Annotated in this window: 22 protein-coding genes and 1 pseudogene; 8 read left to right on the top strand and 15 right to left on the bottom strand. The window is 68.2% G+C overall.

Annotated elements, in window-relative coordinates; genetic code table 11:
• Positions 1 to 201 precede the first annotated feature (201 nt).
• On the top strand, positions 202 to 2,106 hold the full coding sequence (locus tag RPX00_RS18665) for a GTP-binding protein (protein WP_406640970.1): 1,905 nt from the start codon (positions 202 to 204) through the stop codon (positions 2,104 to 2,106).
• Here RPX00_RS18665 and RPX00_RS18660 read toward each other — a convergent pair.
• From RPX00_RS18660 to RPX00_RS18630, 7 genes are all read right to left on the bottom strand, one after another.
• Positions 2,042 to 2,464 carry a hypothetical protein gene (locus RPX00_RS18660; RefSeq protein WP_406640968.1) on the bottom strand — a complete coding sequence of 141 codons (423 nt, stop codon included), beginning with the start codon at positions 2,462 to 2,464 and terminating at the stop codon, positions 2,042 to 2,044. The genes RPX00_RS18665 and RPX00_RS18660 overlap by 65 nt on opposite strands.
• Before the next feature lie 84 nt (positions 2,465 to 2,548).
• The gene (locus tag RPX00_RS18655) at positions 2,549 to 3,478 is read right to left on the bottom strand and encodes an esterase/lipase family protein (RefSeq protein ID WP_406640966.1); all 930 of its coding nucleotides are present in this window, start codon (positions 3,476 to 3,478) and stop codon (positions 2,549 to 2,551) included.
• A 75-nt stretch (positions 3,479 to 3,553) separates the two neighbouring features.
• A complete protein-coding gene (locus tag RPX00_RS18650) occupies positions 3,554 to 4,285 on the bottom strand; it encodes an ESX secretion-associated protein EspG (protein ID WP_406640965.1) in 732 nt (243 codons plus the stop codon).
• An 8-nt stretch (positions 4,286 to 4,293) separates the two neighbouring features.
• A complete protein-coding gene (locus tag RPX00_RS18645) occupies positions 4,294 to 5,712 on the bottom strand; it encodes a hypothetical protein (protein ID WP_406640963.1) in 1,419 nt (472 codons plus the stop codon).
• A gap of 3 nt (positions 5,713 to 5,715) precedes the next feature.
• Positions 5,716 to 6,354, bottom strand: coding sequence for a DUF3558 domain-containing protein (locus RPX00_RS18640; RefSeq protein ID WP_406640961.1), 639 nt, complete (start codon positions 6,352 to 6,354; stop codon positions 5,716 to 5,718).
• A complete protein-coding gene (locus RPX00_RS18635; protein WP_406640959.1) occupies positions 6,351 to 6,824 on the bottom strand; it encodes a hypothetical protein in 474 nt (157 codons plus the stop codon). The genes RPX00_RS18640 and RPX00_RS18635 overlap by 4 nt, the downstream gene beginning before the upstream one ends.
• Positions 6,825 to 7,195: 371 nt before the next feature.
• Positions 7,196 to 8,353: an acyl-CoA dehydrogenase family protein gene (locus RPX00_RS18630; protein WP_406640957.1), complete on the bottom strand. Its 1,158-nt coding sequence runs from the start codon at positions 8,351 to 8,353 to the stop codon at positions 7,196 to 7,198.
• Between the two features lie 119 nt (positions 8,354 to 8,472).
• On the opposite strand from RPX00_RS18630, the gene RPX00_RS18625 reads away from it, so the two are divergent.
• Entirely contained in the window at positions 8,473 to 10,146 is a 1,674-nt protein-coding gene (locus tag RPX00_RS18625) for a class I adenylate-forming enzyme family protein (protein ID WP_406640955.1), read from the top strand.
• Between the two features lie 41 nt (positions 10,147 to 10,187).
• Here RPX00_RS18625 and purE read toward each other — a convergent pair whose 3' ends face one another.
• Complete coding sequence (gene purE, locus RPX00_RS18620; RefSeq protein WP_406640953.1) at positions 10,188 to 10,685, bottom strand: 5-(carboxyamino)imidazole ribonucleotide mutase; 498 nt, start codon at positions 10,683 to 10,685, stop codon at positions 10,188 to 10,190.
• Between the two features lie 11 nt (positions 10,686 to 10,696).
• Positions 10,697 to 11,881 carry a 5-(carboxyamino)imidazole ribonucleotide synthase gene (locus tag RPX00_RS18615; RefSeq protein ID WP_406640952.1) on the bottom strand — a complete coding sequence of 395 codons (1,185 nt, stop codon included), beginning with the start codon at positions 11,879 to 11,881 and terminating at the stop codon, positions 10,697 to 10,699.
• A gap of 743 nt (positions 11,882 to 12,624) precedes the next feature.
• Here RPX00_RS18615 and RPX00_RS18610 point away from each other — a divergent pair.
• Positions 12,625 to 12,987, top strand: a complete 363-nt coding sequence (locus RPX00_RS18610) for a hypothetical protein (protein WP_406640950.1) — start codon at positions 12,625 to 12,627, stop codon at positions 12,985 to 12,987.
• 162 nt (positions 12,988 to 13,149) lie between these two features.
• Here the strand turns inward: RPX00_RS18610 and RPX00_RS18605 are convergent, their stop codons facing one another.
• A complete protein-coding gene (locus RPX00_RS18605; protein WP_406640948.1) occupies positions 13,150 to 14,499 on the bottom strand; it encodes a glycosyltransferase 87 family protein in 1,350 nt (449 codons plus the stop codon).
• Positions 14,500 to 14,552: 53 nt separating this feature from the next.
• Entirely contained in the window at positions 14,553 to 15,404 is an 852-nt protein-coding gene (locus RPX00_RS18600) for a GGDEF domain-containing protein (protein ID WP_378300566.1), read from the bottom strand.
• A gap of 254 nt (positions 15,405 to 15,658) precedes the next feature.
• On the opposite strand from RPX00_RS18600, the gene RPX00_RS18595 reads away from it, so the two are divergent.
• From RPX00_RS18595 to RPX00_RS18580, 4 genes are read left to right on the top strand one after another with little or no spacing between them, the layout of a single operon-like run.
• A complete protein-coding gene (locus RPX00_RS18595; RefSeq protein ID WP_406640946.1) occupies positions 15,659 to 17,920 on the top strand; it encodes a sigma-70 family RNA polymerase sigma factor in 2,262 nt (753 codons plus the stop codon).
• Between the two features lie 10 nt (positions 17,921 to 17,930).
• A complete protein-coding gene (locus RPX00_RS18590; protein WP_406640944.1) occupies positions 17,931 to 18,431 on the top strand; it encodes a GtrA family protein in 501 nt (166 codons plus the stop codon).
• A gap of 37 nt (positions 18,432 to 18,468) precedes the next feature.
• Positions 18,469 to 18,993 carry a GtrA family protein gene (locus RPX00_RS18585; protein WP_378300572.1) on the top strand — a complete coding sequence of 175 codons (525 nt, stop codon included), beginning with the start codon at positions 18,469 to 18,471 and terminating at the stop codon, positions 18,991 to 18,993.
• Entirely contained in the window at positions 18,990 to 19,700 is a 711-nt protein-coding gene (locus RPX00_RS18580) for an HAD family hydrolase (RefSeq protein WP_406640942.1), read from the top strand. The genes RPX00_RS18585 and RPX00_RS18580 overlap by 4 nt, the downstream gene beginning before the upstream one ends.
• Here RPX00_RS18580 and RPX00_RS18575 read toward each other — a convergent pair.
• Together RPX00_RS18575 and RPX00_RS18570 are read right to left on the bottom strand one after the other, a co-directional pair.
• Positions 19,624 to 20,907, bottom strand: a complete 1,284-nt coding sequence (locus RPX00_RS18575; RefSeq protein WP_406642989.1) for an ATP-binding protein — start codon at positions 20,905 to 20,907, stop codon at positions 19,624 to 19,626. The two genes, RPX00_RS18580 and RPX00_RS18575, sit on opposite strands and share 77 nt — an antisense overlap.
• Before the next feature lie 12 nt (positions 20,908 to 20,919).
• Positions 20,920 to 21,622 (bottom strand): annotated as a pseudogene (locus RPX00_RS18570) (response regulator transcription factor).
• 42 nt (positions 21,623 to 21,664) lie between these two features.
• Here RPX00_RS18570 and hisN point away from each other — a divergent pair.
• On the top strand, positions 21,665 to 22,456 hold the full coding sequence (gene hisN / locus RPX00_RS18565) for a histidinol-phosphatase (RefSeq protein WP_406640940.1): 792 nt from the start codon (positions 21,665 to 21,667) through the stop codon (positions 22,454 to 22,456).
• Here the strand turns inward: hisN and RPX00_RS18560 are convergent.
• The gene (locus tag RPX00_RS18560) at positions 22,450 to 22,713 is read right to left on the bottom strand and encodes a hypothetical protein (RefSeq protein WP_378300578.1); all 264 of its coding nucleotides are present in this window, start codon (positions 22,711 to 22,713) and stop codon (positions 22,450 to 22,452) included. The genes hisN and RPX00_RS18560 overlap by 7 nt on opposite strands.
• Entirely contained in the window at positions 22,710 to 23,510 is an 801-nt protein-coding gene (locus RPX00_RS18555) for a TNT domain-containing protein (RefSeq protein WP_406640938.1), read from the bottom strand. Before RPX00_RS18555 ends, RPX00_RS18560 begins: the two co-directional genes overlap by 4 nt.
• Between the last annotated feature and the right edge of the window lie 38 nt (positions 23,511 to 23,548).

Genomic DNA, 23,548 nt, shown 5'->3' with positions numbered 1-23,548 from the left:
TGTCAGCCAGTGATCGACAGGAAACCGACAGGCACCGAAAACTCGCTGTACACCGCGCCGGGTACGGCGCTACCGTGCCGATAACCGCGGGTGTGTGCTGCTCGCGGCCGTAGTCTCTCTACCTGCGAGGAGCCCCGATGCGCCGACAGTCCGATCGACCCCAGTTCGGCCTGTCTCCCGTATCTGAGGACTTCCGCACGCATGAAAGCACTGACCATCGGCATCCTGGCGCACATCGACGCAGGTAAAACCAGCCTCACCGAACGTCTGCTGTTCGAGACCGGCGTGATCGACCACGCCGGTCGCGTCGACGACGGCGACACCCAAACCGATTCGCTCGACCTCGAACGCCGGCGCGGCATCACCATCAAGTCCGCCGTCGTGGCGGTCAGCACGCCCGGCCACCGGCTCAGCCTCGTGGACACCCCCGGTCACCCCGATTTCATCGCGGAGGTCGAACGCGCCGTCGGCGTGCTCGACGGCGCGGTGCTCGTCGTGTCCGCGGTGGAAGGGGTGCAGGCCCAGACCCGCGTGCTGATGCGCACGCTCGTCCGGCTCGGCATTCCGGTGCTCGTGTTCGTGAACAAGATCGACCGCACCGGGGCCCGCGAAGCTTCCCTGCTGGAATCCTTGCGTACCAAGCTTTCCCCGCAATGCGTCGCGATGAGCACGGTGACGGGAATCGGCACCGCGGACGCGCATCCGACGCCACTGCCCTTCGATGAACGGCTGGCCGACGCGTTAGCCGGGGACGACGAATTTCTTGAGTCCTATGTGGCCGGTACGGCGTCCGTCGTGGACTACCGAAAAGCGTTGGCGCGTCAAGTCGCTGCCGCCGCAGTGTATCCGGTCTTCTTCGGTTCGGCAGTCACTGGAGCGGGCGTCGCCGACCTCATCGCCGGGGTTTACGAACTGCTGCCGTCCCGCGAACGCCGAGCGGACGGACCACTCGACGCTACCGTCTTCAAGATCGAACGTGGCCGAGCTGGCGAGAAAATCGCTTACGTACGAATGTTTTCCGGTTCACTCGCGGCCCGCCGTCCAGTACCTTTCCGACGCCCAGGCGAGGAAGGCGTCGGCCGCCCCTCCGCAGTGCGAGTGTTCGAGCACGGCGCAACCCCAGTGTCCGGCGAAGCGCTGGCCGGTGATGTCGCACGCGTCTGGGGATTGCCGGAGATCCAAATCGGCGACCGGCTCGGCGAAATCGCTGGCCTTTCCCAGAGCCAGTTTTTCGCGCCGCCGAGCCTGGAAACGCTGGTGTCTCCGGTCGACCCAGACCAGACCAGCGCGCTGTACACCGCGTTGACCCGACTGTCCGAACAGGACCCATTGATCAGCATTCGCCGACAGGATCACGAAATCACCGTCCGGCTGTACGGCGAGGTGCAGAAAGAGGTCATCCGGACAACGCTCGCCGAGGAGTACGGCATCGCAGCCGAATTCGATGAGTCGCAGCCACTTCTGGTCGAACGTCTACATGGGACTGGACACCGGGTCCGTCACCCCGCTCCAGACGAACGCGTGTTCTTCTGGGCTACCGTCGGACTTCGCGTCGAACCAGGCCCGCCGGGCTCCGGCACCGACTACCGGCTGGGAGTCGAACTCGGTTCACTGCCGCTGTCGTTCCACACGGCCATTGAGGAGACCGTGCACGAGGTCCTGCGCGAAGGCTTGCACGACCGGGAAGTGATCGACTGCGTAGTCACCCTCACCGACACCGCGTTTTACCCGCCCGTCAGCACCGCTGGGGATTTCCGCGGCATGACCCGGCTAGTGCTGCAGGAAGCGCTGCGCCAGGCCGGAACCCGGGTGTACGAGCCAGTCCACGCGTTCGAACTGGAAGCGCCAGCGTCCGCGGTAAGTGCCGTGCTGCGCAAACTAGTCGAGCTACGCGCGATCCCCGGCGAGCCAGTGATCACCGGCGACCGGTGCACTGTGGACGGCCATCTCCCAGCCGCCTCAGCACATGAATTGGAACAAGCGTTGCCCGCGCTGACTCAAGGCGAGGGCACGCTCGTCACCAATTTCGCCGAATACCGGCTCAAGCCGGGTGGCGGCGGGCCAGGTCGAGTTCCGTCCAGCCGCCGTGGGCGGACAACAGCGTGAGGACGCGCTCCGCGAGGGCCGAGAACCGGCGCAGGTCCTCGTGGAGCGCCTTGGCGCGCGCGGAATCGAGCGGGGCGTGGTCGTCCCACCACAGGCAGATCACCGCACTCGCGCACAGCACCAGCGGCTGCACGAGGTCCGTGAACTCCGCCGACGGTTCGGCTGTTTCCCGGCAGGTGCGCTCGATTTCGTCGCACGCGTCGAGCAGTTCGCGCAACTGGCCCACCGCGCCCGCCGGGGTGCCGTCCCACGACGCGGTGGGCCACGCGCGATCGCTCAGCTCGAGCCAAAGCCGCCATCCGGCGACCAACTCGGCCTCGTCGTGCGGCGTCCAGGTGTCGGGGAGCAGCCAGAACATGCCGCCGACTGTGACATCGCGGGGCGCGCTTGCACAACCAAGTCGGCGAAAGTGTTCGCGTTTATACCCCGGGCTGGGGGTATCTCAGCTGATCACCGGGGGCACGAACACGCAGTCCGGCTTCTTCGCGTGCTCCGGGTCGAGCGCGTTGAGCACCTCGCGCTGCGCGATCGGGTCGTAGGTGATGCCGAGGTGGTCGGTGTAGTCGAGCCCGCAGACGTCCTGGAGGACGAGGTTTTTCACGTTGGGCGCGGGCTTGAGGAAGGCGTTGGTGTACGGGGTGACAACGTCGTCATACCGGGTCTGGATGACGGTGTAGTCGACGCCGGGAACGGTGTCGCCGCCCGCGTTCAAGTCGGTGAGGAACGCGGAACCGGTGGACTGTTCGTTGCAGGCCGCACAGGCCACCCCGACGAGGTCGCGAGCGGGCGGAATCGCCTGGATCGCGGTGAGCAGGCCGAACAGGTTGGTGCCGTAGTTGGATGGAGACAGCCCGATCAGCTTGCCGATCTTGCTCGCGCCGCCGAGGTACTTGATCCAGTAGCGAGGATTCATCCCGCCCTGCGAATGCCCGACGATGTCGAGCTTCGAGGCCCCGGTGGCCTGGAGAATCTTGTCCCCGAAGGTCGCGAGCTGGCCCGCCGTCCCCGCCACCGGGCCGACCGTCTGCAGGAACGCCCCCGGCGACCCGCCGAAGTTCCCGGCGAACACGCAGTACCCCTCGTCGGCGAGCTGCTGGGACAGATCCGCCCAGTTCTCGTACGCGTTGGCCGTGGTGCCATTGGACAGCAACACCGGGTTCGGATGCTCCGCGGACGGTTTGCAGTCCCAGTCGTTGGCCCCCGGCGGCGCGATCGTCGGCTGCCCGACCGAGTAGATCGCCGCGGCGATGATGTTCGGCTGCACCGGACCAGTCGGCTCGGTTTCCGCCGAGGCCACCGAAGTGGCTCCGCCGAGCGCGACCACTGTCGCCGCCAGGAGAACGATCCCTCGTCCGAACGCGCGTACGCCCATTCCGCTTCACCTCTCTGTGAACCCGATGCAGTGGTTAACGCGGAACACGAGAAAGGGAAACGCGGTTACTAGTTTTTATCGCAGTTCAGCGAGCGTTCGGTCAACCGCATCGATCAAGGAGGCCCGGTTTCCCGGGTAGACACTGATCTGCGCCTCGCCGTCCCGGGTGCTCTGGAAGCTCAGCACCCGCCCCCGCCCACTGAGATCGATCACGGACAGCGGCGAGCTGTACCGACGACCGCGCTCGTCCCGGACCGCGGCATGCAACTGATGCACCGCATCGCGCGGCGCCCGCATCAGGTACCGCAGCTCGTCCGCCTCGCCGCCTTCCTCAGCCAGCGGATCGGCGCTGCCCCCGTCGTAATACTCCCGGCTGACCCGCATCACCCTGATTGAGGCCGGCGGGCACTCCGGCATCGCCATGACCAAACAGGCCGCCAGCTCGTTCGGCGCCACCGGATCGAGCTGAACGAACTCCGCGTCGGTAATCAGCCGAACGGCCTCCCGCCCCGACGCCGCGACGAGAATCGCCCCGTTGTCCTCCTGATGGGTACCGAAGTCGGTCCACCCGTAGACCTCATGCCGGGCGGTCGCGAGCAGTTTCAGCGTGTCAAGCAAGGCCTTCGCGGTTTCGCCAAGCTGCGCAAGAAGTTCCCGCGTCCGTTTCTCCCGCTCAGCAGCGCCTTCCTCGGTCAAGTACATCGGCGTGTCCTCGACCACCACCGGTACCTTGCCGAGGTTTTCCGCGTGCCAAAGCGCCAAGAACACCGGCCGCGGCATCCGCAGCGGCCTGTCGATGATCGTCATAACGCCCCTCAACCACCAATCGTCGGCGGCGTCGGAGGCAGCCCCGTGCGTGGATCGAGGGCCCGCTCACCGTTCTCGTCGACGAGAGAGAAGGCAGAGTCGTCGTCGATTCCGTACTTGCGCTGGTGTTCTTTGTCCTCTTCGCTCTTGCCCTTTCCACCCGGAGCCATACCGCCCATCCCCGGCGTCCCCTTGGCCCCGGCCGCACCCTTCCCCGCCGCGCGAGCCGCTACTTCTTCTCCTGGGCCCACACCTGCTCCGACTCCGGACCCGCCGCCGAGCCGCGCCGCGATCCCGCCACTCCGACCGCCCGCTTCGCCTCCGCTGCCGGTTCCGCTGCCGCCGAGTGGCCCAAACCCACCCAGAGCCGGCACCCCGCTGTTGCCGCCACCACCCCCGAACGAGACCGGCGCCGGGGACGTCCAATTCGATCCCCCACCCCGCTCAACCGACGGCGGCGTCCACCCAGACGTCGAAGTCCCGTCGTGCTCCCCCGGGCGATACCCCGGAGACACACCACTCCCCGGCGGCACCACACCTCCGGGCGGCACCGCACTTCCGGGCGGGATCGTGCTTCCGGGCGGCACCGTGCTTCCCGACACCCCACCAGGCCCGCCAGCCGCCCCAGGCCCACCGGCACCCGCCCAACTCCCCGACCCACCAGCAGTCCCCGGCCCACTCCCGATCCCTGGCTCACCAGAATCCCGCGACGGCCCACGATAAGACCTCTCGTGCACCCCGCTCTGTCCTGTGCCAGGATCACCACCGGAGTCGATCTTGAGATTCTGCCCGTCAAATCCGGAGACCTGGCCGTAATTGCTATTCAGCCCTTGCCCGTTGACCTTGGCCTGATCCGCGTACTTCTGATACCGCTCGACGTTGTGGTTCGCCGCCGCGTTGTACTGGTTGATCTGCTTCTCGGTGTCCGTGTCCCACGGAGTGCCCTGATCCCAAAGATTCTTATGCGGAGGCACCGGCGGCATCGCCTGCAGCGAGATCTTCATGTCGTTGTAGCCGTGCGTGGTGTCGACAAGCTTCTGCCCATTGACCACATAGGCCTGCGCGGAAGTAGAAGAAGCCTCAGACAACGGCCGAAGCCGAGCCCTAGCCGCATCAGCCCCTTGGCCAGTCCAGACGGATTCCAGCATCGTGGTGATCTGCTGAGCGTCGTCGCTGTTTTGGTTGTGCTCCTGGATCATTTTCTGAACCGTGGAACTACCACTGTCCCAGGACGAGGTCCCCGGCCCCTGCTGAACCTGCTGCACAATCACCGGCGCCGGCACGGCTTGATCGCCGAGGTTTCCGTGGTAGAAATCGGAGAACCACCCACCCGCATCCTTGATACGGTCGTTGACCCAGTCATCCGCATCACTGATGCGGTCGCCAATCCACTTGGCCCCCTCACCGATGAAGTCAAAGAACCCCATCGGTCACGCACCCGCCTTCTGCTTCAGATTGGTGACCACCATGTCCGCGACCGTTTCCGCGGCCTTGCACGGATCCTTCTGCTCTCCGACCTTCGCCGGGCTCAGGTTAACCGAGACGCCGACGGTGTACTTGTCGCTAATTCCGACACTTACTTGGCAAAACGACTTAGATCCTTCGGAACTGTAGGTCGAGTGCGCGACCGCGGGCAAACCCTGAACGGAAGGAAGCGGACGCCACACCGTGGACTGCGGCTTCGTGTTCGCGTAGACCGCGCTCAACCCGTCCAATACCTTGGTCACATAAATTACGCTGACACCCGCGCCAACCTCGCTGTTGGTCCAATGGCACTGCGCACCGAGTTCGGGCTTGTCGTCGTGCTCGCCAAGCGGCCTTTGCGTCAGAGCCTTGCCCACCTGTTCCGGGGTCAGCGCGCTGTCACACGGATGCACCGACAGCACCGAATCAGGCAATGGGTTCTCAACCTTCGGTGCGCCCGCATAGGGCAGAGCCTTGCCCGCCGAAGACGACGAGGCCGGAGCACTAGCCGAGCCAGGAGAACCACCGGACGCCGAACCGCCAGAACATCCCGACACGACCACGGCTGCCGCGACCGCAGCCAGAAGAACGAACCGCGCCTTCATCCGACAATCCCCTCGCTTTGCGCGCCACGACCAACATTCTTCACATCGACAGCCGCCTGACCGTCCGACTCGTGGACGATGCCGAGCGCCTTTTCCAGTCGGCCGATCAGCTCCACCATGTATTCGTACATGCGCTCGTTCGAGTCTTTGCCCGCCGCGAATGTCTTGACCGCCTGCTGATTAAACCCGACACTCCCTGGGTCTTGCGCCGGCGGGGTCAGCAGTGTCAATGTTTCCGCGCTCGATCGCATCTTCATCGCGTTGTCGCGAAGTCGTTTCGCACGCTCAAGGAGTGAGTGCGCTTCGTCGGGGCTCAGGGTGAACCCCGCCCCGGCCTTCGTGGCAGACGCGACGGCAGCAGCGTCTGCCACTCCTTTGGCCACGTTCATCGCCGTGCCCACGACGGTGATCGGCAGCCCAGTCAGCCACCCTGTCGTTTCGATCGCGTTCCCCGGGTCACCCTCAGCCATGCCCACCCCTCGCCGTGCACGCACGTCCACTCCCAGTCCAGGCACCAGCCCGGCCCTCCGACCGTACTGTAGCCAACCGAGCACGGTGGGGTACCCGAAACTGTCCATCTCACCCCACCGTGCGCCGGGATAAGCAGGACAAGCGGCGAACTGCCGCAACTCTGACAACCCGCCAGTCGCCTCGTTGAACAATCGCCAAAAACTGTTCACCCGTTCAATAACACGGGAAGAGACTCGACGATCCATACTCGGCCTCGAATTGGCGGCCCACGCCTCAGTAACCAGTCACCCTTGCGTAAGCGGTAGGTTCAGTCGCAAAGAACCCCGCCGCCCGGTTCGGGTGGCGGGGTCCTTTAGCGAACCGCCAAAGCTCAGCCCTTCAGCAGGGCCCGGGCCATCACGACCTTCTGGATCTGGTTCGTGCCTTCGTAAATCTGGGTGATCTTCGCGTCCCGCATCATGCGTTCCACGGGGAAGTCGCGGGTGTAGCCCGCGCCGCCGAATAGTTGGACTGCGTCTGTGGTTACTGACATTGCCACGTCGGATGCGTAGGCCTTTGCGGCTGATGCGGTGAAGCCGGCGCGCTTGTCTCCGCGTTCGGAGGAGGCGGCGGAGGCGTAGACCAGGTGGCGGGCGGCTTCGATTTTCGTTCCCATGTCGGCCAGCATGAACTGGATTCCTTGGAAATCCGCGATTGCCTTGCCGAACTGTTTGCGTTCCTTGACGTACGCGACTGCCGCGTCCAGGGCGCCTTGGGCGATGCCTAGAGCCTGCGCGCCGATTGTCGGGCGGGTGTGGTCCAGGGTGCGCAGGGCGGTTTTCAGGCCGGTGCCCGGTTCGCCGATGATGCGGTCGGCGGGGATGATGCAGTTTTCGAAGTAGATCTCGCGGGTCGGGGAACCCTTGATGCCCAGCTTCTTTTCCTTCGGGCCTACCGAGAAGCCTGGGTCGTCCTTGTGCACGACGAAGGCGGAAATGCCGTTGGCCTTCTTTTCGGCGTTCGGGTCAGTCACGGCCATTACCGTGTACCACGACGATTCGCCGGCGTTGGTGATCCAGCACTTGGTGCCGTTGAGGACCCAGTGGTCGCCGTCCAGGCGGGCGCGGGTGCGCATTGACGCGGTGTCCGAACCTGCTTCTCGCTCGGACAGGGCGTAGGACGCCGATGCCTCGCCCGAGGCGATCGACGGCAGGACCAGTTTCTTCAGGTCCTCCGAACCGGACAGGATGATCGGCTGGGTGCCCAGCTTGTTGACCGCCGGGATCAGGGACGCCGACGCGTCGACGCGGGCGACCTCCTCGATCACGATGCACGCGCCGATGGCGTCGGCGCCTTGGCCGTCGTACTCCTCGCCGATGTGGACGGCGTTGAATCCGGCCTTGACGAGCGCTTGGTTGGCCTCGATCGGGTAGCGCTCCTGCTCGTCGACCTCGGCCGCGTACGGGGCGATCTCCTTTTCGGCCAGCGCCCGGACCGCGGCCCGCAGTTCCTCGTGCTCTTCGGCCAGCTGATACAGGCCCTCGGCCACCTTCAGTCACCTCTTCTGCAGCGAAACGGGAGAAAGTCCCCCGATGTTAGCCCGCGTTCACTGCGAACGCGGCAGCTCGCTGCTTGTGTCCTCGGCCTCACCGTTCGTATGGTCAAGTGATGGCTGCCACTGCGTCGACCCCGCCGCCCGGATTGCCCGCTTCCCTTGACTACCCCGAGGTGCCGATCGGTTCGGTGCTCGCCGGCGCCGCGACGCGCTACGGCGACCGCGTCGCGTTCGCTATGGGCGACGACCGGCTCACCTTCGCGCAGACCTGGCACGCTGCCTGCCAGTTCGCGCAGGCGCTGCGGGCTCGCGGCATCGGCCGTGGCGACGTGGTCGCCGTGCATCTGCCGAACTGTCTCGCGTATCCGATCGCCTACCACGGCATCCTGCTGGCGGGGGCGACGTTCAGTCCGACGAACCCGCTGCTCCCGCCGGACGACCTCGCCTTCCAGCTGACCGACTGCGCGGCCGCCGCCGTGGTGACGTTCGGGCCGGTCGCGGGCACTCTCGCTGGCGTCGCGGACCAGATTCCGGCGCGGCTCACGATCGTCGTCGCGCCCACCGGCGACCTCGGCGAAGGGAGCGTGGAGTTCCGCGAGTTCTTCGCCGACCAGCCCGCGACCAGGCCGGACGTGGCGATCGACGTCAACACCGACCTCGCGCATCTCGCCTACACGGGTGGCACGACCGGGCGGTCCAAGGGCGTCGAACTCACGCACCGCAACGTCGTCACGAACACGCTGCAGCACACCTGCTGGTCGACCGGCTCGGTGCCCGCGCTCGACGCGAACGGCGACCTGACGATCGACCAGATCGGCAGCCCGGACGAATGGCCGACCCGGCTCGGCACCGGCACCGCGATCAACCTGACGCCGTGGTTCCACGCGATGGGCGTGATCGCTGGGCTCAACGGTCCCCTGCTGGGCGGCGGGACCACCGTGCTGCATGCCCGTTTCGATCCGGCGGCATACGTCGCGGATGCGGAACGACTGAAGGTCACGACCATCGGCGGTGCGCCAGCGCTGTTCGCGGCACTGCTGGCGACGCCTGCGTTCCACACTGCCGACCTATCGTCGGTGCGCAACATCGGCTCCGGCGCGGCACCGATGAGCCACGAGATGATCCGCGCGCTGCACCAGCGGTTCCCTGACGTCGTGATCGCCGAGGGATACGGGCTCACCGAGGTGACGATGGGCGCGGTGATCTCGCCGAGTTACCGGTCCGGCGTGCGCAAGGTCGGATCGGTCGGCGGGCCGATCTTCGACACCGAGGTCAAGCTCGTCGCCGACGGCAGCGAGGAGCCGTTGCCGCCCGGGCAGGAGGGCGAGGTGTGCTTGCGCGGGCCGCAGGTGATGCGCGGGTACCGGAACCGTCCGGAGGAGACCGCCGCCGCGCTGGTCGACGGGTGGCTGCACACCGGCGACATCGGCGTTCTCGACGAGGACGGTTATCTGTCCATTGTGGATCGCAAGAAGGACATGTTGCTGTACAAGGGATACAACGTCTTTCCGCGCGAGCTGGAAGAACTGCTGAGCGCGTCGCCCGGCGTGCTGTCCGCAGCGGTGGTCGGGCGGCCGAGCCCGGAGGTCGGCGAGCTGCCGGTGGCGTTCGTGGTGCGGCAGCCGGATTCCTCAGTGGACGCCGAGCAGCTGATGGCGGCGGTGAACGAGAAGGTGCTGCCGTACAAACGCTTGCGGGAGCTGCATTTCGTGCCGGAGATCCCGGTGTCGGCGGCGGGCAAGGTGCTGAAGCGCGAACTGCGGAAGCAGCTGCCCAACCCGGCTTGAGCTGTGCGTGGGTGCGGAGGACCGACCTCCGCACCCACGGCCTACTTGCCTGCTTTTTCGCGGAGCTTGGCGTCCTTATCGAGCACCAACTGCTCCAGGTCCTCCTGGAACTGCGCCAGTTTCGCCTGCAGCTGCAGGTCGGCGGCGGCGAGGATGCGGACCGCGAGGAGCCCGGCGTTGCGTGCCCCGCCGACGGACACGGTCGCGACCGGGATGCCGGCCGGCATCTGCACGATCGACAGCAGCGAGTCCATGCCGTCCAGGTACTTCAGCGGAACCGGCACGCCGATCACCGGCAGCACCGTCGCCGACGCGACCATGCCCGGCAGGTGCGCGGCACCGCCCGCGCCCGCGATGATCGCGCGGATGCCGCGGTCGGCCGCGGACTTCGCGTAGTCCAGCATCCGCTGCGGGGTGCGGTGCGCCGAGTAGACGCCGACCTCGTATTCGACGCCGAACTCGTCCAGCGCTTGGCCCGCGGCCTCCATCACCGGCCAGTCGGAGTCGCTGCCCATGATCACGCCCACCTGCGGCGCCATTGTGTTCCCCTTCAGTGGATCTCGTAGCCGTCGAGCCAGACGGCGTGGGACAGCCAGTGCGCGGACAGCAGCGCGCGGTTGCGCAGGTCGTCCATGCGGTCGCCGATGAAGTTGACGTGCCCGAGCTTGCGCCCGGGCCGGTCCTGCTTGCCGTAGAGGTGGATCTTCACCTCGGGGAACCGCGCGAACAGGTGGTGCACGCGCTCGTCCGGGCTCATCTGCGGCGAGACGTCCGCGCCGAGCACGTTCGCCATCACGCACGCCGGCGCGATCAGGTCGGTGCGGCCGAGCGGGTAGTCGAGGACGCCGCGCAGGTGCTGTTCGAACTGCGACGTGCGCGAGCCGTCCTGGGTCCAGTGCCCGGAGTTGTGCGGGCGCATCGCCAGTTCGTTGACCAGCAGGCCGTTCTCGGTCTCGAACAGTTCGACCGCGAGCAGGCCGGTGACGTCGAGCGTCGAGGCGATGCGCAGCGCCAGCTCTTGCGCCTCGTGCACACGAGACTCGGACAGCCCCGGGGCCGGGGCGAGGACCTCGGTGTTGATGCCGTTCGTCTGCACGGTCTCGACCACCGGGTACGCCGCGCCCTGCCCGAACGGGGACCGCGCGACGAGCGCGGACAGCTCGCGCTTCATCGCGACCTTCTCCTCGACCAGCAGCTCGGTGCCGGCTTCGAGGAGTTCGGGGACGGTCTCGCGGGTCTGCTGCGCGGTGTCGAGCATCCAGACACCCCGGCCGTCGTACCCGCCGCGCGACGCCTTCAGCACTACCGGCCAGCCGTGCTCCCCGCCGAACTTCACCACATCGTCCACAGAGGACACCTCGGCGAAGGCAGGGCCGGGCACGCCGAGGCCGGCCATCATCTCGCGCATCACGAGCTTGTTCTGCGCGAACCCGAGCGCGGTGGGCGCGGGGCGGACGACGAACCCCTCGGTGGCGAGGGTGAGCAGGTGCTCGCCGGGCACGTGCTCGTGATCGAAGGTGACGACGTCGACCTGACGCGCGAAGTCGATCAGCGCGTCGAGGTCGGTGTGGTGGCCGATGACGACGTCGCTGGCCACGAGGGCCGCCGCGTCGCCCTCGTCGGCCGCGAGCACCTTCAGGGACTGGCCGAGCGAAATCGCCGCCTGCTGGGTCATGCGGGCGAGCTGGCCGCCGCCCACCATGCCGACGATGGGAAGACCGGTTCGTTTGTCCATAGCGCCGCCCAGGTTACTTGGCGGGGGCTGGCGGACCACCGGCGACCTGCGGCGGAGGGGGCGGTTGGCGGGGGTGCCAGTGAGGTGCGGATGGGTGGGTTTGCTGGGCGGGGTTGGCCTGGGGAGTCGGCTGGCCTGGCGAGTGGGGCGGCTTGCCGGACAGGACTGGCCCGGCGAGCAGGGCGGCCTGGCGAGCGGAGCGGCCCGGCGAGCGGGGTGAGCAGGGCGGTTTGCCGGACAGGACTCGCCCGGCGAGAGGGGCAAACGGAGCGAGCAAGGCGGCCCGGCGAACCGAGCGGCCCTGGCGGGCAGGGCGGCCTAGCGAGCGGGGCACCCGGGCAAGCGGGGCACCCGGGCGAGCAGGGCACCCGGGCGAGCAGGGCACCCGGGCGAGCGGGGCGGTCATGGCAGGCAAGGCGGCCCAGCGAGCGGGCACCCAGGCGAGCAAGGCGGCCGGGCGAACCGGCAGACCCTGGTGAGCAGAACAGCCTGGCAAGCGGGGGCGCCTAGCGAGCGGGACCGCCCGACCGGCCGGGGCAGCTCGGCGAGTCAAGCCAACTTGACGGGCAGTCGGCTTGACGGGCAGTCGGCTTGACGAGCGCAATCGGATCGGCGGACCGGACCGGCTTGACGAGCCAGCCCAGGCCGACCGATCGCGGCGGCTTGGCAAACCGGATCAGCTGGACGAACCGAAACCCGCCAAGCCCCACCCCCAAACCACCCCGCTGCACCAGGATGGCCGGATGGACACCGTCACTCTCCCCCGCCCAGTTCTCCACGCCCTCCGTGAAGCGAGCCTCCCCGGAGTGGCCACCGGGATGCTCACCGGGGAGACCCGGCCGCTGACCTTTCCCCAGGGATTCGGCGACGTGCTCGCCTGGCTCTGGACCACCGACTCGAACGCGGCCGTGGTCTACCTCGCCGAGCTGATGAAGCAGCTTCGTGAACGCCATCCGCTCGCGAAGACCGTCACGCCGCCCTTCCGGTTCGACGAGTTGCTCGCCGCGGCCCGAGCCTGTCTTCCCGCCGATTTCGCTCACGCCGACCTGCTGATCCAGTACACCCGCACCTCGCTGGGCGACTTCTACGGCGGTCCGGAGAAATAACCAACGCACTATCCGGTTGATCTGCCCGGAATCACCGGATCAGAACGATGCCCGTGCCCGTCCGCGAGCCGAAACTCCGAACAGCCGCGTAACCACCGCGATCCAGACAGTAACCGCGACCACCGACAAAAACCGCGGCCAAGCCGCTGACCAGCGAAAAAGCTAAGACCCCAGCTGGTCCGAAGGTTCCCGCTGCACGCGCTCGCGGGCGCGCCGTTGCAGGCCCCAGCGCAGGATCAAAGCGGCGGCCAGCACGACTGGCATCAGGATGTACGCGTCGCCAAGGACGTTCTGCCACACCTTCCAGTGCAGCTCGACATTCCGGCCGTTCGGCAAGATCAGCAGCACACAACTGACGAACACGAACGCCACCAGGAACGTGCCCAGCCACCGTTTCCACGCGGTCGCCGGGGTGGTTTTCGGCAGCCTGGACACCAGGAGCACGACCAGCGGCGCGACCCAGACCCAGTGGTGCGACCAGGAAACCGGCGAGATCAGCAGGATCCAGAACGCCGTGACGAGCAGTGCGGCCAGCGCTTGTCCGCGCCGGTGGAAGCGCAGCATCAGCCACAGCGCCGGAATCGCGAGCACCAGGCCGATGACGGTCGCCGCGGTGGAGGCCCAGGGGGCCAGGTCCGTGGCGCGGTTCATCAGGGCGTTCAGGGACTGGTTGCCCGCCCAGTGGATCGGGCCGATCCGGCCGGTGTCGGGCAGGGTCTTGGTCCAGTATTTCCACGAATCGTGCGGGTTGATCACGAACAGCAGCAGCTGCATGCCCACGAACGTCGCGAGTCCGCGCAGCGCGTCTTTCCAGCGGCCGGTGACCAGCAGGTGGCCGAGGAACACGATGGGGGTCAGTTTGACCGCCGCGGCGAGGCCCACCAGTACGCCGCCCCAGCGGCTGCCGCGCGCGCCGATGACGAGCAGGTCCAGCAGGACCATCGCCATCAGGATGAGGTTGATCTGACCGAGGAAGATCGTCCGCCACACCGGTTCGAAACCGAGGAAGACCAGGAAGAACACGATGGTCGATCGGGCAGGCGAGGCCCACCAGCGGGGGCCGTCGGCGGCGGGGCGGGGCAGGGCACCGATCGCGATGCGGATCGACAGCGCGAGCGCGCCGAGCGAAGCCACGGTGAGGAAGCCCCAGGCGACCTGCACCGGCACGAGCGCGAGCGGCGCGAACAGCAGCGCCGCGGTCGGCGGGTAGGTGAACGGCAGCAGCGCCCAGCCGGGTTCGGTGGGCAGCGTGTTCGCGTCGTAAAGGTTGTCGCCGCGCAGCAGCTGCAGGGCACCCGCCCGGTAGACCGCGCTGTCCACGCCGAGGTTCCAGTCGTGCGCCCAGCCCCAGAACCCCATCGCGATCGCCAGCAGCGGGAACACGGCGAAGATCAGCATCGACCGAGGGCGCACGGACAGCCTCGCCAGAGATCGGCGCAGGGCCAGCCGGGGCTGCCCGGATCGATTCACCGGAGCTTCGCTGTCGGCAGCGGAGGGTACGGTCCTGGTCACCACACCAGGAAAGCATGAGTGCGGCAGCGCTGGTCAGGAAGGGGGACCCGGGCTTAGCTGTGCGCCAATTCCGTCAGCAGTTCGCACGCCCGGTCGTGTGTCCCGGGCAGCCGCACGGCTGAAACGAGCGGACGGGCGACGTCGCGAAGCTGCGGATCCACCGCCAGGCGTTCGTTGAGCGCCCGCCGCAACGCGACCCCGCGGGTGGCCAGGCGTTCGTTGCGTTCGGCCAGCACCGCGACCGCGGACGGGCCGATTGTCGCGTAACACTCGCCGGTGTCGAATACCGCACGGACGGCGTCCGCGGCGAGGATCATCGCGGTCAGCCGTGGCCAGCCGGACACCGACGTCAGGTCCAATGACACGGTCAGCAGCACATTCGCTTCGTTCACGCCGCCGCGGTAGATCTCGCCGAGCCGGGTCCGCAGGTACGCCGCGGACGGCAGGCCGGTGAGTGGGTCGGTGACCTCGGTGTGCACGAGCTGATCGGTCGCGACGTCCGCCCAGGCCAGCGCGGTCACCCGCAGCAGCCGGGCCGGAGTGGCGTCGACGTCCGGCGCGACGAACCCGTCGACCGCGTCCGGGTCGGCGAGCACCGCGTGCAGGGCGGCCAGGTCGGACAGCGTTTCCGACAGTCCCGCCCCGGCCGCGGCTCGTGCCCGGCCCAGTCCGGCCAGCGCGGTTTCCGCGCCCGTCGAACCGTGCCGCACTACTGCCGCGCACACCGCGTCCACTTCGGGCAAAGCCCAGTCGCTCGGGAAACGCCAGCCAGCCGCGAGGCTGGCTGTTCGCCAGCGAGCCCGCAATGCCCGCAAATGGCGGTCCCGCTCGAACCGCGCACGCGTCTCGTCCCCCGACGAGTCGCCTGCGGAGCCGAACCGCGCCCCGGTCGCCGGTACGTCCACCGAACCCCCAGCTCCTTCCGGTTCCTGTCGATCTTCTCCCCAATCACGGAGGGGACGCAGCGGAACTCCTCGCGTGACGCGTTTTCCCCGATCTTTTTCACGTAATCGCCAGATCACGGGTGAACTTGCTGCGCCTACCGAGGCATGTGGCGGACCACGGCGTGACGAGTGTCGCCGCATCCGTCACACTTGGTGTGCGTTGTAGGGAGAAAGGCGCGTGGAGTCCGCCGCGCGCGCAGCCTTAAAGGAGCCCCGTGTCCACCGTTCCCGCCGATCTCTCCGGTAAGAGTGACGCCGAGCTGATCGCTGAGGTGCGCGCGGGAAAGATCGCGTCCTACGGTCCGCTCTACGAGCGGCACAGCGGTGCCGCGCACAACCTCGCCCGCCAGCTCGCGCGGTCCAGTTCGGAAGCCGACGACCTCGTGTCCGAGGCCTTCTCGAAGGTGCTGGACACGCTGCGTGGCGGGAAGGGCCCGGACAGCGCCTTCCGTGCGTACCTGCTTACTGCGCTCCGTCACACCGCGTACGACAAGACTCGCCGCGACCGTCGGATCGACCTGAACGAAGACATGAGCGACGTCGGCGGGGCCGCCGGCGAGGCGCTCACCGTGCCGTTCTCCGACACCGCCGTCGCGGGCCTCGAGCGGACGATGGCCGCGAAGGCGTTCGCACGGTTGCCGGAACGCTGGCAGGCAGTGCTGTGGCACACCGAAATCGAGCAGCAGAGCCCGGCTGAAGTCGCGCCGCTGCTCGGCTTGACCGCGAACGGCGTGTCCGCGCTCGCCTACCGCGCCCGTGAAGGGCTTCGTCAGGCGTATCTGCAGGTCCACCTGCAGGAAAACGGTGCGGACCGCTGCCGGGCGACGGCCGAACGGCTCGGTGCCTGGACGCGCGACGGGCTGTCCAAACGCGAGCGCTCGCAGGTGGAAAACCACCTCGACGAATGCGAGCAGTGCCGGATGCTGGCGGCCGAACTGGCCGACGTCAACGGCGGTCTGCGCGCGATCATCGCCCCGATCGTCCTCGGTGGCGCCGCTCTCGGGTACCTGGCCACGATCGGTGCGGCCAAGGCCAGCGCGGCCACTGCCGGTGCCACGGCTATCGGTGCCGGCGCCGCCGCGGCAGGCGGGGCCAAGGCTGGTGCCGCGGGTGCGGCTGCGTCCGCGCCTCGGCAGTTCGCCGGTGTCGCCGCATCTGGGGCCGCAGTGGTGGCCGCGGTCGCGGTCGCCCTGGCCGCGGGTGGCGGAACTCAGACCATCCCGGCAGCTCAGCAGGTACCCGCGCCGCCGCCAGCCGCCGCGCCCGCACCTGGGCAACCGCCAGCTCCCCCAGCACCTCCCGCCGCCCCGCCAGCTCCGCCGGCCCCGCCGCCTGCTCAGCCCGCGCCTCCGGCTGTGGCACCGCCCGCGGCACCTCCGGCCGCCCCGCCGGCGCAGCCGCCAGCTCAGAACCCGCAGACGAAGCCGTCCCTGTCCGCGACGCTTCCGCCGGGTGGGGTCGAACTCCAGCCGGGCGGTGGACCGGTCGCACTGCCGATCACCGTGCGCAACGACGGCAACGCCGTGTCCGATCCGGTCCAGGCGAAGCTGGACCTGCCGCCTGGCGTGGAGGCCGTTCCGGCGAACGGCGGCGGCGCGGCTGGCGCGTACTCCAGCGAAGCGGCCGCGCAGTCCGGACCGATGCAGGTCGCGTGCCCTGGCGGCACGGGCACGGTCACCTGCAAGACCGGGAGCGGTCTGCAGCCTGGGCAGTCGGCCGTGCTGATGTTCCGGCTGCAGGCGAACGAGGACGCGAAGGGCGGCACGGTGACCGGTTCGGTCACGGCCGGTGCTTCCGTGAACGTCACCGTCAGCGTCCTGGTGAAGGTCAAGGCCCCGAAGGACGATCTGTCGCTGGCCGCCCACGCACACGGAGTGCCGTGGAAGCTGAAGCCGATCATCGACGCTGACGTGCGGAACACCGGAGAGAGCACGAAACCGGTGACGATCACCTTCGACCACCGCGTCGAGGGGCAAGTCAGCTTCAAGCAGTTCGAGTGCACGTCCGGCGGTTCGAGCACGAGCTGCACGAGTGTCAAGCCGCTGGCTCCGGGCGAACAGGCGTCGCTGTGGGTGCTTGTGGACCGCAAGCCGTTCGAGGGCCCGCTCACCGTCACCGTCGGCGCGTCGCTCGGCAATGCCTCGGCGAAACCGGTGCCGGTTCCGCTCGGCTGCTGGTGGAACATGTGCCACGACCCGACGACTGAACCGCTGTCACCCACATCGGTGCCGCTCCCGACGACGCCGTCGAAGAGCCACGCGCCGAGTTCGTCGAAGCATCCGAAGCCGAGCTTCACCCCGCCGTCCTCGACGTCCGCCGAGGACGAGACGACGGACCCGACGCCGAGCAGCTCGGCCACCACCACGAGCGCGCCGCCGAACCCCGGTACGAGCAGCAAGCCGGGCAAACCCGGTAACCAGGACAAACGTCCGCCGTCGGTCGAACCCCGGGGCTTCTTCGGCTGGTTCACGGAGTAGCGTCCGCCGAGTGCGCGAACTCCTGGCGAAACACCGTGAACTGGTCCGTTTCGCCCTGGTCGGCGGCACGAGCTTCGTCATCACGCTGACGATCACGTACGTCCTGAAGTTCACCGTGCTGCGGACCCATCCGGTCACCGCGCTGATCGTCGGTGTGCTGATCGCCACGATCTTCTCCTACGTCGCCAACCGCGAATGGGCGTTCCGCACCCGCGGCGGCCGGGAGCGCGCGCACGAGGCCGCGCTGTTCTTCCTGATCAGCGGGATCGCGCTCGGGCTGAACGCGTTGCCGCAGTGGGTTTCGCGGTATGCCCTGCACCTGCAGGTGCCGCACGTGAGCCTGGTCGGCCAGGAGGTCGCCGACTTCGTGAGCGGGATGATCCTCGGCACCCTGCTCGGGACGATGTTCCGGTGGTGGGCGTTCAAGAAGTGGGTTTTCCCCACGGAGGGCGCCCGGCTGGAAACAGCGGAGAATGACAATCGGGATATTCCGGACCGTAAGGCCGCCTGAGACCTGCCGTGACCTCGAATTCTCTAGACTGCGATACGTGACCGTCGTCGAAACCGTGCTCGCCCGCACTCCCGAGCCGTTGCGCTCCGTGCTCGTGAAGCACCGGGAGCTGCTGAAGTTCGCGATCGTGGGCGGCACGACCTTCCTGGTCGACAACGGCGTCTGGTACCTGCTGAAGCTCAGCGTGCTGGAGTCGAAACCGACCACGGCGAAGGCGATCGCGATCATCGTCGCGACGATCGTGTCGTACGTGCTCAACCGCGAATGGTCGTTCCGCACCCGCGGCGGCCGCGAACGCGCCCACGAGGCGACGCTGTTCTTCCTGATCAGCGGGGTCGCGGTGGTGGTGAACCTCATTCCGCTGCTGATCTCGCGCTACTGGCTGCACCTGGAAGTGCCGCACGTGTCGCGGTTCGTGCAGGAGGTCGCGGACTTCGCGAGCGGATCGATCATCGGCATGCTGCTGGCGATGGTGTTCCGGTTCTGGGGGTTCAAGAAGTGGGTGTTCCCGGATGAGCTGGGGGAACGGCGGAAGGACGGGGTGCCCCGGATTCCCCGGTGACTCGGCTGGCGCTGGTTGACCTTGACGACACGCTGACCGATCTCAGCGGCGCGTTTTCCCGTTGGGCGACGGAATTCGCCGCGCAGCACCGGCTTCCCGACGGGACGGCGGGCTGGCTGGTCTCCGCACGGCACGAAGGTCCGATGGACCAGTTCTTCGCCGAAGTCCGGCAAAGGTTCGATCTCACTGAATCAGCTGAACAGCTGTGGGCGAGCTATCGCGCGAGGATTCCGCAGTTGGTGCAGCTCTACCCGCACGTGCTTGACGTTCTGGGCGACCTTCGCGCCGCCGGTTGGCGAATCGGCATTGTCACCAACGGGATGCGGGACAACCAGCTGGCGAAGCTCGAACGGACCGGCCTCGCCAATGCGGTCGACGGCTACTGCATTTCCGACGCTGTCGGCCTGCGCAAGCCCGACCCGCGCATCCTCCATCTCGCCGCCCAGCACTGCGGAACCACGCTGACGTCCGACGATTGGATCATCGGCGACAGCCCTCGCCTCGACATCGCGTGCGGCCATCAAGCCGGAATACGCACCCTCTGGATCAGCCACCACCGCACGTGGCCTCAAGAGCAACAACCACCCCACCGCATCGCGGCTGACGTGCGGCAAGCCGTCCGGATCCTGCTCAGCGAGGAACCGGCTCCGCGGGCCATCGCAATTCCCCTACCTCATCCGGACGCGGCACCTTCAAGAACAGACTGAAAATCGCCGGACGTTTATTCGACAGTTCCAGTCGTCCGCCGTCCGCTTCGACAAGGGCGCGGGCCAACGCCAATCCCACGCCGGTCGAACCGCCGCCGGAAAAGCCGCGTTCGAAAATGTGCGGCGCGATTTCATCCGGCACTCCGGAACCGGTATCCGCGACCTCGATCACCACAGTCCCCTCCGCGTCGCCGCGGCGGGCGGACAAAGTGACTGTTCCCGCGCCGTGGCGGAGGGCGTTGTCCAGCAGCACCCCGATCACCTCGCGCAGCCGTGCCGGGGTTACGCGCACCATCAAGCCGTCCGCGACCTTCAGGCGTAGATTTCGGCCCTCGACGCGCAGCAGTTGACGCCATTCCTCCGCGACAGCGGGCAGCGTCACCGGCAGGTCGACCGGCTCGGCGTCTACCTCGCGGGCGGCTCGGGCGGCGGCCAGCAGTTCGTCCAAGGCCTGGGCCAGGCGGTCGGCTTGTTCCTGTGCGGCTCGGGACTCCTCGACGACGTCCGGGTCCTCGTGGCCGGTCAGTGGTTCCAGCCGGAGCTGCAGGGCGGTCAACCGGCTGCGCAGCTGGTGCGAGACATCCCCGACCAGCTGCCGTTCCCGCTGCACGAGCTGTGCCAGCGCGGACCCGGACGTGTCCAGGGCCTCCGCGACCATGTCCAGCTCGGCCACGCGGTAGCGGCTGGGATCGGGGCGGAAATCGCCGCCGCCAAGGCGGGACGCGCGGTCTGCGACGTGCCGGAGCGGTTTCGCCAGGCGGCGTGCGGTCACGGTCGCCACCACGGTGCCGGTGCCGACCGACAGCACCACCAGCAGCACGACCAGCAGCGTCACCTGTGTCTGCTTCGTGCGTACCGGACCGCTCGGGATCGCCAGCATGACCGTGCCGCTGCGGGCGGTCGGCACCGATTCGACCACCGGGTTGGGGCCAGGGTTCGCGCCGAGGTGTTTTTCGCTGAAACCCTCCGCGCGCACGATCAGCATGCCGCCTTCGGGAACGCCGACCCGGAATTGCTCCAGATCGATTTCCTGGCCGTTCGCAACCTGCGTGTCGACGGTCGCGGCGATGTTGCGGGCTCGTTCGGCCAGGCTTTCCCGGTTGAGGTTCTCCACCAGCCGCCACGCGGTGACGCCGAGCGGAATGCCCAGTACCGCCGCGGTGACCAGCACGGCGAGGAGGATCGCCAGCAGGATCCGGCGGCGCATGCTCATCGGCGGCTACTCGACATTGAACCGGAACCCGACGCCGCGCACGGTCGCGATGCGCCGCTCGGCGTCGGAGTGCGCCGGCTTCGCCTGCCTGCCCGCGGCCTCGTCGGCGGCGACCGCGAGTTTGCGGCGCAGCCAGGACATGTGCATGTCGAGCGTCTTCGACGTCTTGGACTCCAGGTCGTTCCACACCTCGGCGAGGATCTCGTCGCGGCTCACGACCTGCCCGGCCCGGTTCATCAGCACGCGCAGCGAGCTCGAACTCCTTGTTCGCCAGCTGCACCTCGTGCGAGTCCACAGTGACCAGTCGCGCGCCGAGGTCCATCCGGACGCCGCCCGCCTCCAGCACCTCCGGCACCCGGCGGCGCAGCAGCGCGCGGATCCGCGCGAGCAGTTCGGCGAGCCGGAACGGCTTGGCCACGTAGTCGTCCGCGCCCGCGTCGAGGCCGACGACGAAATCGACCTCGTCGGTGCGCGCGGTGAGCATCAGCACCGGCAGTTCGGTGCCGCTCGCGCGCAGTCTGCGGCACACCTCCAGCCCGTCCATTCCCGGCAGCCCGAGGTCGAGCACGAGCAGGTCGACCCGGTGCTCGGCGGTCGCGGCGAGCACCGCCGGGCCGTCCGTGACGACCTCGATCTCGTACCCCTCCCGATGCAGCGCGCGGGACAGCGGCTCGGCGATGGCCGGATCGTCTTCGGCAAGTAGGACCATGCTCACCTGGCCAACCTTACGGCGAACCGGCGTGAAACCATCGTGACCGTGCCTGCCTACTCGGATGACCTAGCTCTCGCCACCCAGCTGGCGGACGCCGCCGACGCGCTCACCACCGCCCGCTTCCGCGCGCTCGACCTCGCGGTGTCCGCGAAACCGGACCGCACGCCGGTGACCGACGCCGACACCGCCGTCGAGGACGCGATCCGCGAAATCCTCTCCGCGCAGCGGCCTGGCGACACCGTCGCGGGCGAGGAACGCGGCGGCACCGCGGGCAGCGAAGGCCGGGCGTGGGTGATCGACCCGATCGACGGAACCAAGAACTTCCTGCGCGGGGTCCCGGTGTGGGCGACGCTGATCGCGCTCGTCGAGGACGGCACGCCGGTGGTCGGCATGATCAGCGCGCCGCTGCTGGGCCGTCGCTGGTGGGCGGCTCGCGGCGAGGGCGCGCACCTGCGCGACGCGGCGGGCGAGCGGCGTATGTCGGTGTCGAAGGTGGCGACGCTCGGCGACGCCTATCTGTCCACGACGGACTTGAACAGCTGGACCGAGTACCACTCTCGCGAGAAGTACCTCGCGCTCACCGAAGCGTGCTGGGAATCCCGCGCGTTCGGCGATTTCTGGAGCCACTGCCTCGTCGCCGAGGGAGCGATGGACGTCGCGGCCGAATGCATCGTGAACCCGTGGGACGTCGCGGCCGCGCAGGTGATCGTGACCGAGGCGGGCGGCCGGTTCACCGATCTTTCCGGCGCCGAGACCTACGAAGGCGGCTCAGCGCTCTCCACCAACGGTCTCCTGCACGACGAAGCGCTGGCTGTCCTGCGCCGTCAGTGAGCGCCGGGCAGCACGCCGACCGCGCCGCGCGCCACCTGTGACCAGGTCAGCCTGCCGAAGAGGTAGTGGCAGGCGACCTGTTCGGAGGTGAACGCGGCCCAGTCGTAGCGGTTGCCCTGCTCGCGCCAGAACACTTCCCAGCCGCCGTCGGAGGTCGGCAGGAGGCACCACGTGTTGTCCGTTTCGCGGCCGATCGACACGACTTCCTCGGGCACCCCGATGACGTCCAGCCACTTGCGAATCGACTGGGTGTTCATCGTGCCTCCCGCGTGACGTCGACCAGAAAACCTAGCGTGACCAGTTCGTCCGCGGACAGCAGCGCACGGTAGCGGATTCCGCCGCCCGGTCCGTCGAACCATCCCGCCGACGTGGCTTGCCACACCGGCATGGGCTTCTGCACGCGGTACCGGCGGTAGCCAGACCGCAGCGCGGCAGGCGGCAAAGCGCGCTCCGCGAACGGCGTGCCGTCCGGAGCGAACACGCGGCCGTGGTCGCTGCCGAAGCGATCCAGCAGCGTGTTTTCCGGCAGTACCACCGGATTCGGCTCTTCGACGCAGCCCTCCGCGGGCGGCCACACGTACTCGGCGCCGACCACGAACCGGCGTTCCCACTCGGCCCCTTCCGGCGGCACATAGCCTTCGACGACCGCCTCGGGCGGCTCCGGATCCACCGGCGGCGCGGGCGAACGGCGGAAGCCCTGCTTCACGTACCCGAGCACCTCGGTGTCGTCGAGCAACGCCGATTCCGGATGGTCGAACAGCGGACGCCGGGCGGGCCCGTCCGAGGGCAGCGGCAGCTGCCGGTCCGGACGGTCGGACGCCACCGGCAAATGCCCGAGCGGGAACATGTGCACCGAGAACAACGCCAGCACGCTTTCCCGGTCCGTGCGCGGGGAACCGACCGGCGGACGGCTTTGCGCGGGCAGCACGCCGGTGCCCGCGGGCGGGGTGGGCACCTCGTCGAAGCCGCGTTCAAGCAGCCCGCCGTACTGGGCGGGCACGCGCACCGGGCCGGTGGCCATGTCGGTGTCTGCCGGTTCGGGCTGGTCGGACACTGGCACCCTCTTCTCGGTCGTGCCGGCACCGGGTCGGA

The organism is Amycolatopsis sp. WGS_07 (assembly GCF_045278895.1).
Lineage (GTDB): Bacteria > Actinomycetota > Actinomycetes > Mycobacteriales > Pseudonocardiaceae > Amycolatopsis.
This window is presented reverse-complemented; position numbering and strand designations above follow the sequence as displayed.